Genomic DNA, 10,489 nt, shown 5'->3' with positions numbered 1-10,489 from the left:
TATTCAGTTAAAGCTGCTTAAAGCAGGTGGGGACAAAATTAGCTAAAGACCATATAGCAAAAGGGCTTCAGTAAGATTTTTATAAATCATCGCTGTAACCCTTTATTTTATTGGTTTTTCCTTAACTGATCTGCATTAAGCGGGAGCTGGTTTTCTTTTATCTGGCGTTTAATTTTTGAGCTAGGCGCTTCGCTCCGTTTGGTTGGTGTCAAGAGGGGCGAAGATTGTAAATTGCTGAATATCCGCTTGGTGCCAAAGCTAATGGGCTAAAAGAGGCGATGAACTGTTTAACGCTCGAATCTGCTCTGGCGAAAATCCGTGCCGTAGGAGTTCGAAATCGTCTAAATCGATAATAGCTCGTTTGCCACTTCCTTTGAGCTGATAATATGAGTTACTTGCCGTAACAACCGTATGTTCTTTTAAGTTCTTGCTTACTATACGAGAGGTGGTCACGTAGTCCCCTTCATAAAAGCGGATGGTCGCATCTTCTATAACTGTACCGTACAGCACTTCACCAACCAAATGCTCACCATCCATAACAGTAACAATGTACCAATCTTTTACCGTGGTGTTCATAAGCCGACCCTCGCTTTTTGCTTGATGACTTATGGTAGAAAAATACGGATTAAAAACATATCAAATGCGTGGTTATAATTCTGAGTTTTTCAGGTCAAATACGCTTATTTTTTTAATGAGTGTGATCAGTGTAAAAAGTTCAGCTTAGGGATGCAATATTGTGCCCGAAAGGGATATCACCTACCATTGCCCATAGATTTTTCGTTAAAATATGACTGTATGAACGTAAGGCAATTTGTTAAAAAGCACTTTCCTGATATTAAAGACATAGAGCACGCAGCCTCTGTATGGAGTGATTGTGGCGAAATTATTCGCTGTAAACTTAACGGTGAGGCATGTGTCATAAAAGCCATAGAAGTCCCTAAGCAAATTAATCATAGTCGAATCACGCAAAGTGAGTTTGCATTAGCAAGAAAGCGGCAATCATATTTAGTCGAATTTAATTGGTATCAGCAGTTTAGTGGACAGTTACCGCTTGAGGCTGCAGCTATTCCCTGCTTAAACGCGGTGCAAGAAAATAACCAGCAAGCACTCTTATTTGCTGATTTTACCGCGTGTGGTTATCAACAAGCCCAAGCAAGCTCTGCTCATTTTGATGCGATTCTTAGATGGTTAGCACATTTTCATGCTGTTAATTTAAGTAGCACTGCTGAGGGGCTTTGGCCGCAAGGTAGCTATTGGCACTTAGCGACCCGTCCAGATGAGTATGCGCGAATGACACATTCAAGCCTAAAAGTTGAAGCAGAAAATATCGATACAGCACTTAAGCAGTGTGTATATCAAACGCTCATACATGGCGATGCGAAACTTGCTAATTTTGCCATAAAGCCACACACTAATTGTGTATATGGCTATGACTTTCAATACGTTGGAAAGGGTGTCGGTATTATTGATGTTATGTACTTTTTAGGTAGTTGCTTAAGTGATAAGGCGCTCCATGCTGATGCCAGCGCATATTTAAACCAGTATTACGATGAGCTCGCCTTAGCTCTAAAATGTTATAAACCGAATATCAGTGCGGCAGATGTGATTGCTAGCTGGGATGAACTCTGGGCATATGCTTGGGCTGATTTTTACCGCTTTTTAGCTGGGTGGAGTCCTGAGCATTTAAAAATTAATCGCTATATGCAAAGTCAGTTTAACTATTATCTCACTAAAAAAGGAATGTAATGAATAAGCCAATTCGTTTTGCCATAATTGGGTGTGGCGCAGTAACCGAAGTTAAAAGTGGTCCCGCGTATCAACAAACCGATGGCATTGAGCTGGTGGGCGTGACGCGTCGAGATTTAAACAAAGCTCGCGACTACGCACAGCGTCATCATGTGCCCAAGGTGTTTGCAACCCCCAGTGAGTTAATAAACGATGCACAGGTTGATGCCGTATACATTGCTACGCCGCCCGACAGCCATAAAACGTTTGCACTTGAAGTGGCGGCGGCTGGCAAACCCTGTTGTATTGAAAAACCCTTAGCGCCTAGCTATGAAGACAGTTTAGCCATTGTTGAAGCATTCAAAGAGGCAAAACAGCCTTTATTTGTTGCTTATTATCGTCGTTCGTTGCCACGTTTTAATAAAGTGAAATCGCTTATTGAAAGTGGCGCAATTGGTAAAGTGCGTCATGTAAGTTGGCATTTGAGCAAACCAGCAAGTGCTTTGGACTTATCTATGGAATATAACTGGCGAACTGATAAACAGATTGCACGTGGCGGTTACTTTGATGACTTAGCAAGCCATGGTCTTGATTTGTTAGCGTATTTATTAGGTGATTTTGAAAAAGTATACGGTTTTTGTGCTAATCAACAAGGGCTTTATTCCGCTTTTGATGCTATTACCGCGCACTGGTATCATAAATCGGGTATTACGGGCTCTGGCAGTTGGAACTTTGCGTGTGCGAACCGCTTTGACGACGTTATTATTTATGGCAGTGAGGGTGAAATATGTTTTAGTGTGTTTGACGAAAAACCTATCGAGCTAAACAACACACAGGGTATACGCCAACTATCTATTGAAAACCCAACTCATATACAGCAATTTCATGTAGAAAATATGGCTCAATTTTTTGATTTGGGCGCGCCTCATCCCTCAACCGGTGTAACCGCTTTACACACCAGCTGGGTAATGGAACAAATTTTAATGTCTTAATTTTTATAGGCGGCATTAAAAGCATCAACAATCAACGTATTGTCGGGTGCAGGAAATAATTCCATGAGCCTTGTACTAATGAGAGTCTTTATTTTCTCTGTTTGCAATGCGTGTTCAAATAATGCAATGGCCTGTTTACCTTGCGGCGAGGGCGAACAGGCTATATAACCAAATGCAGCAGGCTCAGAGGGTTCAATCGTTAAGTAACGGATTTTATCAATACCATGAGCGCGTTGATAACGGTGAATGAACATTGATTTATATTCAAAAATAGCGTCAATTTTATTTTCAAAAAGCATGTAGCCAAGCTGAATTGCATTGGCAGCCCCATCTACTTTAAAAAAATGTTCTTCGTGTCGTTTTATAAAATCATCGATTTTAGCAGAGTAAGACCGACGACTCGTCACGCCAATGGTGAGGTCATAATAATTTACGGCATCGGTTAATGAAATCGAGTTGGGTAAGGTTGGTTTGTTGAATACAATCAGTTTGTTTTCGGGGAAGGCCATCAGAGGATACCGAGTAAAAATAGCACTCGCTTCTCGTTCAGGTGTTTTAAGCTTGTTGAGTAAACAGACATCGGGAAGTTGACTAAGTTGTTTCCAGTCTTGTAATTGGCTGCCAGGTACAAACTGTAAGCTGATTTTATTGCCCAACTCAGTGGCCGCCGCTAACACGAATTCAGTTGCCTCATTCTCGGGACTGCCGTCTGCTTGTGGAATAAAGTCAGTCATTATTTTTACATGCAATGGCTCAGAATTAACCGGCACAGCATAAATACATAATAAAAGAATCGTTGCGTATAGTTTCATGCCATTCTGATGCCCAATTTTATTAAATGAATTGTTAAGCGGAAGTAGCCGATGTTGTTGCAAAGCGCTTAATAGACCCTGCCTACTGTTTAATATTAGACCAGTTAAAGAAATTAATGCAATGAAGGGGGATTTTTTGCAGTCGAGTTGTCTATTATGCGCTAAAATAGGCGTAATTTATTTCTTTTAGGTTCTACTTATGTCTATCCATGTAATTACTCACCCGTTAGTTCAACACAAACTTGGCCTTATGCGCGCAGAAGGTATTAGTACTAAAAGTTTTCGTGAATTAGCGTCTGAAGTGGGGACCCTGCTTACCTACGAAGCGACTAAAAATTTACCACTAGAAAATGTGCAAATCACGGGGTGGGATGGCTCTCCCTTAGAAGTTGAGCATATCAAAGGTAAAAAAATTACAGTTGTGCCTATTTTGCGTGCTGGGCTTGGTATGATGGATGGTGTTATGCAGTTATTACCTGCTGCAAAAGTGAGTGTTGTTGGCTTGCAACGCAACGAAGAAACCTTAGAACCCGTTCCGTACTTTGAAAAATTAGTTGGCAAGATTGATGAGCGTTTAAGTCTCGTAATTGATCCAATGCTTGCGACAGGTGGTTCAATGATTGCCACTATCGATATGCTTAAAAAAGCAGGTTGTAAAGATATTAAAGTCATTGTTCTCGTTGCAGCACCTGAAGGTGTTGAGAAAACATTAGCAGCTCACCCTGATGTTGAAATCTTTACGGCTTCATTAGACAGTCACTTAAATGAAAAAGGATATATCATTCCAGGCTTAGGAGATGCCGGCGACAAAATTTTTGGCACAGTTTAGGTAAATAGCGTGGAAAATCATCAAACATTTTCGTTAAAAACTATTTTAACGGGGGCGCAAATGCTATTTGTCGCATTTGGCGCGTTGGTACTTGTCCCTTTACTGACGGGGCTTGACCCTAATGTTGCGCTATTCACCGCAGGCTTAGGCACTTTGTTATTCCATTTTGTGACTAAAGGCCAAGTTCCCATTTTTTTAGCTTCGTCATTTGCGTTTATTGCTCCTATTATCGCTTCAGTGCAAATGTGGGGTATTCCAGCCACAATGGGTGGCTTGATGGTAGCAGGGTTCTGCTATTTAATTTTAAGCTTAGTTGTTAAGTTTAAAGGTGTTAGCGTCTTAGAAAAAGTGTTGCCGCCAGTGGTGGTTGGTCCTGTCATCATGGTGATAGGGTTAGCACTTGCGCCTGTGGCTGTAAACATGGCCATGGGCAAGGCTGGTGATGGCAGTGCGCAGTTAGTGCCTTACGAGCAAGCTATTTGGGTGTCGGGTTTATCTTTGCTCGTCACACTTATTTTTGCTGTGTGGGGCAAAGGTGTTTTTAAGCTTATTCCTATTCTGGCTGGGGTTGTTGCTGGTTATGTTGCGTCTTTATACATTGGTATTGTGCAGTTTAATGCAGTAACCGAAGCCAATTGGTTTGCTGTGCCTGCATTCACGTATCCAGAGTTTAAATGGCAAGCTATTTTGTTTATGGTGCCAGTTGCTATTGCGCCTGCAATAGAACACATTGGCGACATGATGGCTATTAGCCAAGTAACGGGAAAAGATTACTTAAAAAACCAGGGTTACACCGCACCTTATTAGGTGATGGTTTGGCAACGTCTGCGGCATCCATTTTTGGTGGACCACCGAATACCACTTACTCTGAAGTGACAGGGGCAGTGATGCTGACACGAAACTTTAATCCGCGTGTGATGCTGTGGACAGCGATTATTGCTATTGTACTGGCCTTTGTAGCAAAAATGGGCGCGGGTTTGCAGACCATTCCTGTGCCAGTGATGGGCGGTATTATGATCTTGCTGTTTGGCTCTATTGCGGTAGTTGGTTTGAATACCTTGGTTAAATCGGGAGAAGATCTGACAGCCCCACGCAACCTAACGATTATCGCACTTATATTAGTGTTTGGTATTGGTGGTATGCATATTGGTGGTAATGAGTTTAGCCTACAAGGTGTAAGCTTATGTGCCATTCTCGGTATTATTTTAAATGCCGTGCTCCCCAAAGCAGTGCAGACTGAGCAATAGCATGTAAAAAATGATGTGAATTTGCACCAAAAAAGCGCATTTAATATGCGCTTTTTTTGTAACCTCATAAAAAGTAAGGAATTATAAAACTGGTCTACTAACTGCATTTATCTCTATGTCATACTGGTAGGAGCGATTATGCAAGAGGCAAATGTTGTGGATATAACCCCGTTTTTAGCGAAACATCAGTTACCACTTAAATATCAATATTTAAGTGAACAATTCTTTATACCCCTCGCGCACGATGTGTTAAGCGCAAAAATGGCTGGGCAGCCGATGCTGGTGGCGATTAATGGCTGTCAGGGCTCTGGTAAAACAACCCTTGCTGATTTTCTTGTGACGTGGGTCAACAGCAATACAGAGTTTAATAGTGTTTCCTTGTCTATTGATGACTTTTATCTTAGTCATGCAGCACGAGCCGAGTTGGCCGAAGACGTACACCCACTCTTTGCAACGAGAGGGGTCCCCGGTACTCACGATATAAAGTTAATGGAACAAACCTTATCGGCGTTAATGGCTGGCAAAAAGAATGTGCCTTTACCACAATTCGACAAGCTCACTGATGACCCTGTCGCAAAAGAACACTGGCCAACTAACCAAAAGCTGGTCGATATCATATTTTTTGAAGGATGGTGCGTTGCCAGTACTGCGCAGCAGCCATATCAGCTGCAAACACCTATCAATGACTTAGAACAACACGAGGATGCTGATGGCGTTTGGCGGCGTTGTGTGAACAGCTGTTTAGCGAATGAATATCAGAATGTATTTGCTATGGCTGATTACACCATTATGTTAAAAGCACCATCGTTTGAAGATGTGTATGCATGGCGTTTAGAGCAAGAACACAAGTTAATTGCTAAAAATGGATTAGGTAAAGGCACATTTGATGAAATAACACTGAGGCGCTTTATATCTCATTTTGAACGAATCACCCGTGAAAACTTAGCGACGCTCGCACATGATGTTGATGCCTTATTATTACTTGATAGCCAACGCGATATTACAAAAATGCAGTTGTTGGCAGATAAAATTTCACAACCACTTATTTTTACCGATTTAGACGGCACTTTGCTTGATCACGATAGTTACGAATGTGACGTTATAAAACCTTTTTTAGCTGAGCTGAACGACACGGGTATTAACGTTATTTTTAATACGAGTAAAACATTTGCTGAGGTTATAGATATTCAAGCGGGCCTTGAACATCACCAGCCCTTTATTGTTGAGAATGGGGCGGCAGTGTATATTCCCAAAAACTACTTTGCAGTAAAACCAATTGGTTGTGACGAATATCACGGGTTTTGGCGGTATGCTCTCACACAAAGCTGCGATAAATTACACGATGACCTTAATCAGCATGCAAGCCAGTTTAGTCATTGTGTGCGTTTATTTAGTCAGTTTTCAGCCCAAGAAATTGCTGAACTTACTGGTTTACCCCTCGATAAAAGCGAACTGGCTTTACAGCGTCAATATTCAGATCCTATTTGTTTTTCAGGCAGTGATACACAGCGACAGCAATTTATAGACATTATGTCGTCACTCGATTACGAGGTGTTGGTTGGCGGTCGTTTTATTCATATTACGAAAGGGACTAATAAGGGATTAGCGCAAAAGTGGTTATTAAATCAATTTAAAAAAGCATATCGCAACCCCTTTACCGTTATTGCTTTGGGCGACAGTCAAAATGATGTTGCCATGCTAAAAGCGGCAGATACCGCCGTTCTTATCAAGAACCCGGGCAGTCAAGTGCAAGCACACATATTACAAAAAGCGTGGCAGCTCAGTGATAAACCCGCCCCTGAGGGCTGGGTTCAAGAAGTCTCGGCATTAAGCATTATTAAAGCGCATTTAGCAGCAAAAAAGGAGCAATCTCATGGCTGATTTTTATCAAAATGGCATCATAACTACGCTACACAATATTGCTGATCGACCAGTAGAAGAACTAGAAAAAGAGTTAATTAGCTTTTCAAAGCAACGGCCTATGGGGCTTATTTTACCCTCGTTATACAGTGAGCTTGAAGGACCCGCGCTGCAAAACATCATTGCTGAACTAAAGCACGTACCTTACCTTTCACAAATCACCATTGGTTTAGACCGTGCCGATGAAAGCCAATATCGCCATGCTTTACAATTTTTTGCTGAGCTTGACCAACACCACAAGGTGCTTTGGAACGATGGTCCGCGTTTACAAGCGCTCGATAAAGAGTTGCAAAAATTGGGCGTCGCGCCAAGAGAACTCGGTAAAGGTCGCAATGTTTGGTACTGCATGGGATATAAACTTGCAACGGCAAAAGTTGAATCTATCGCGTTACACGACTGTGATATTTTAACTTACGACAGAGCATTACTGGCTCGACTTATTTACCCCGTTGCACACCCGCGCTTTAACTATGAGTTCTGTAAAGGATTTTATCCGCGCACTGCTGAGGGGAAAATAAACGGCCGAGTGTCACGATTATTGGTCACGCCACTGCTGCGCTCGTTTAAAACTATTTTAGGTAGCAGTGACTATCTTGAATATATGGACTCGTTTCGTTACCCACTTGCTGGTGAATTCTCGTTTCGCCGTGATGTACTGAACGACATTCGTATTCCAAGTGATTGGGGTCTTGAAATTGGTGTGTTATCAGAAATGTATCGTAACTACTCACATAATCGGTTATGTCAGGTTGATATTGCAGATAATTACGATCATAAACACCAAGATTTATCGTTGGGTAATCAAGCTGCTGGCTTGTCAAAAATGTCGATTGATATCACTAAAGCTTTGTTTAGAAAGCTAGCAACGCAAGGCGTAACGTTTACCTCTGAGACTATCCGCTCTCTAAAAGCGACCTATTATCGCATTGCGCTTGATTTTATCGAAACGTATCACAACGATGCGCTAATGAATGGCCTAACGCTTGATATTCACCAAGAAGAAAAAGCCGTTGAGATGTTTGCGCAAAATATAATGAATGCGGGACAACACTTCTTAGAAAATCCAATGGAAGCCCCCTTTGTGCCAAGCTGGAACCGAGTTGCATCGGCGATGCCCGATGTATTTGCACGCTTAGAAGAAGCCGTAGAGCTTGATAATAAAGACTATATTTAACGGAGAAGACACGTGACATTAGAGCTACTCCAACAACGAGTTATACAGCATTTAACGTGTATCTACGGCGAAGTTGAGCTTAATACAACCCTTGAACAACTCGCTGATAGGTTGATTAACACCATGCAATGCGATGATCCTGTTCGAGACCCAACGCCACACAAAAACCGTTGGGACGAACAAGATATGATTTTAATTGCGTACGGTGATTCGATTATTCGCCATGCAAACACGGAGGAAGCAGTGGCAAAACCAGAAGAGCCGCCATTGCATACGTTACATCGCTTTGTTAAAAATCAATGCTTACCAGAACTTAACGCATTGCATATTCTGCCATTTTACCCTTACAGCTCCGATGAAGGGTTTGCGGTGATGAACTATGTGCAAGTGAATGAAGCGCTCGGTAACTGGCAGCATATCCGCGATATTTCAGCCGATGTCAGGCTGATGGCTGATTTAGTTATTAACCACTGTTCTAGTCGAAGCGTGTGGTTTGAAAACTTTATTCAAGGCAAAGAGCCGGGCAGGGGGTATTTTAAAACAGCAAACCCCACCGATGAGTTAATTCAAGTTGTTCGTCCGCGAACATCGCCACTTTTACAAGCAGTAGAAACGAAAGATGGTTTGCAGCATGTGTGGTGTACGTTTAGCCACGATCAAGTTGACTTTGATTTTGCTAATCCCGATGTTTTAAATGAATTTGTCGCTATAATTCGCCATTATTTAGACAATGGTGTGCGTATTTTTCGCCTTGATGCGGTGGCTTTTTTATGGAAAAAGCTCAATACCCGCTGTATTAATTTACCTGAAACGCATGAAGTGATCAGGTTACTTCGTACCCTTATAGAGCATGTTGAACCTAATGTGATTATTATCACCGAAACCAACATTCCTAACCGCGAAAATCTGTCGTACTTTGGTAATGCCAACGAAGCACATTGTATTTATAACTTTTCATTGCCACCTTTGTTATTGCACACATTACTCAGTGGTAATAGCACCGCATTAAAACACTGGATGATGAGTATGCCACCGGCGCAGCAAGGCACGGCTTATTTTAATTTTATTGCGTCACACGATGGCATAGGGCTGCGGCCTGTCGAAGGGTTATTGGAGCAAAGTGAAATAGCTGAAATGGTCAGTACAACAGCAAAATACGGTGGCAAGGTGTCTTTGCGAACGGCTCCAGATGGTACAAATACGCCGTACGAGTTAAATATTGCGTTGTTTGATGCTTTGCAAGGAACGCATCGAGGGCCAGATAAATGGGGCATTGCACGGTTTCTATGTGCTCACGCAATTATGTTCGCTCTTGAAGGCATACCAGGGCTTTATATTCATAGCTTACTCGGGACAACCAATGACTATGAACGCTTTGAAAACAGCCAACATAATAGAGCTATTAATCGTCATCGCTGGCAAGAGTCAGACCTATTAGCAAAATTGGGCAATGAAAATGCCCATCATCGTACTGTGTTTAAAGCGATGAAAAACTTGATGGCTATTCGTAAGGCGCAAAGCGCATTTCACCCTAATGCGACGCAATATACGTTACATTTAAGTGAGGGGTTATTTGGTTTTTGGCGACAAAGTATTAACCGTTCACAAAGCATGTTTTGTGTTTATAACATTAGTGATGAGACGCAAACTCTCACTCTTGCAGACTTAAATTTGATAGGTACCGAGCAGTGGCGAGATTTAATAAGCGGGGAGCAAATTACTGAGCAAACACAAACATTGTCGCTGACTCCATATCAAGCAGTTTGGCTCAGCAATAAATAATCCTATCA

At 41.9% G+C, this 10,489-nt stretch carries 8 protein-coding genes and 1 pseudogene; 7 read left to right on the top strand and 2 right to left on the bottom strand.

Annotated features, from left to right (window positions below; genetic code table 11):
• Positions 1–258: 258 nt before the first annotated feature.
• Entirely contained in the window at positions 259–576 is a 318-nt protein-coding gene (locus JIG41_RS06050; RefSeq protein ID WP_199524425.1) for a hypothetical protein, read from the bottom strand.
• 219 nt (positions 577–795) lie between these two features.
• Here JIG41_RS06050 and JIG41_RS06045 point away from each other — a divergent pair, with 219 nt between their 5' ends.
• On the top strand, positions 796–1,746 hold the full coding sequence (locus JIG41_RS06045; protein WP_199524424.1) for a phosphotransferase: 951 nt from the start codon (positions 796–798) through the stop codon (positions 1,744–1,746).
• On the top strand, positions 1,746–2,717 hold the full coding sequence (locus tag JIG41_RS06040; RefSeq protein WP_199524423.1) for a Gfo/Idh/MocA family protein: 972 nt from the start codon (positions 1,746–1,748) through the stop codon (positions 2,715–2,717). The genes JIG41_RS06045 and JIG41_RS06040 overlap by 1 nt, the downstream gene beginning before the upstream one ends.
• On the opposite strand, the gene JIG41_RS06035 is transcribed toward JIG41_RS06040, so the two are convergent.
• Complete coding sequence (locus JIG41_RS06035; RefSeq protein ID WP_065979003.1) at positions 2,714–3,529, bottom strand: hypothetical protein; 816 nt, start codon at positions 3,527–3,529, stop codon at positions 2,714–2,716. The genes JIG41_RS06040 and JIG41_RS06035 overlap by 4 nt on opposite strands.
• A 199-nt stretch (positions 3,530–3,728) precedes the next feature.
• Here JIG41_RS06035 and upp point away from each other — a divergent pair, with 199 nt between their 5' ends.
• From upp to JIG41_RS06010, 5 genes and pseudogenes are all read left to right on the top strand, one after another.
• Entirely contained in the window at positions 3,729–4,358 is a 630-nt protein-coding gene (gene upp, locus JIG41_RS06030) for a uracil phosphoribosyltransferase (protein ID WP_036972148.1), read from the top strand.
• A 9-nt stretch (positions 4,359–4,367) separates the two neighbouring features.
• A pseudogene (locus JIG41_RS06025) lies at positions 4,368–5,605 on the top strand (uracil-xanthine permease family protein).
• Between the two features lie 138 nt (positions 5,606–5,743).
• The gene (locus JIG41_RS06020) at positions 5,744–7,486 is read left to right on the top strand and encodes an HAD-IIB family hydrolase (protein ID WP_199524422.1); all 1,743 of its coding nucleotides are present in this window, start codon (positions 5,744–5,746) and stop codon (positions 7,484–7,486) included.
• On the top strand, positions 7,479–8,699 hold the full coding sequence (locus tag JIG41_RS06015; RefSeq protein WP_036972141.1) for a glycosyl transferase: 1,221 nt from the start codon (positions 7,479–7,481) through the stop codon (positions 8,697–8,699). Before JIG41_RS06020 ends, JIG41_RS06015 begins: the two co-directional genes overlap by 8 nt.
• Before the next feature lie 12 nt (positions 8,700–8,711).
• On the top strand, positions 8,712–10,481 hold the full coding sequence (locus tag JIG41_RS06010; RefSeq protein ID WP_199524421.1) for an alpha-amylase family glycosyl hydrolase: 1,770 nt from the start codon (positions 8,712–8,714) through the stop codon (positions 10,479–10,481).
• Positions 10,482–10,489: the final 8 nt, after the last annotated feature.

The sequence above is a fragment of the Pseudoalteromonas sp. bablab_jr011 genome, assembly GCF_016464045.1.
Classification (GTDB): domain Bacteria; phylum Pseudomonadota; class Gammaproteobacteria; order Enterobacterales; family Alteromonadaceae; genus Pseudoalteromonas; species Pseudoalteromonas lipolytica.
The sequence above is the reverse complement of the archived record's forward strand: the minus strand, read 5'-3'. Positions and strand labels throughout refer to the sequence as shown.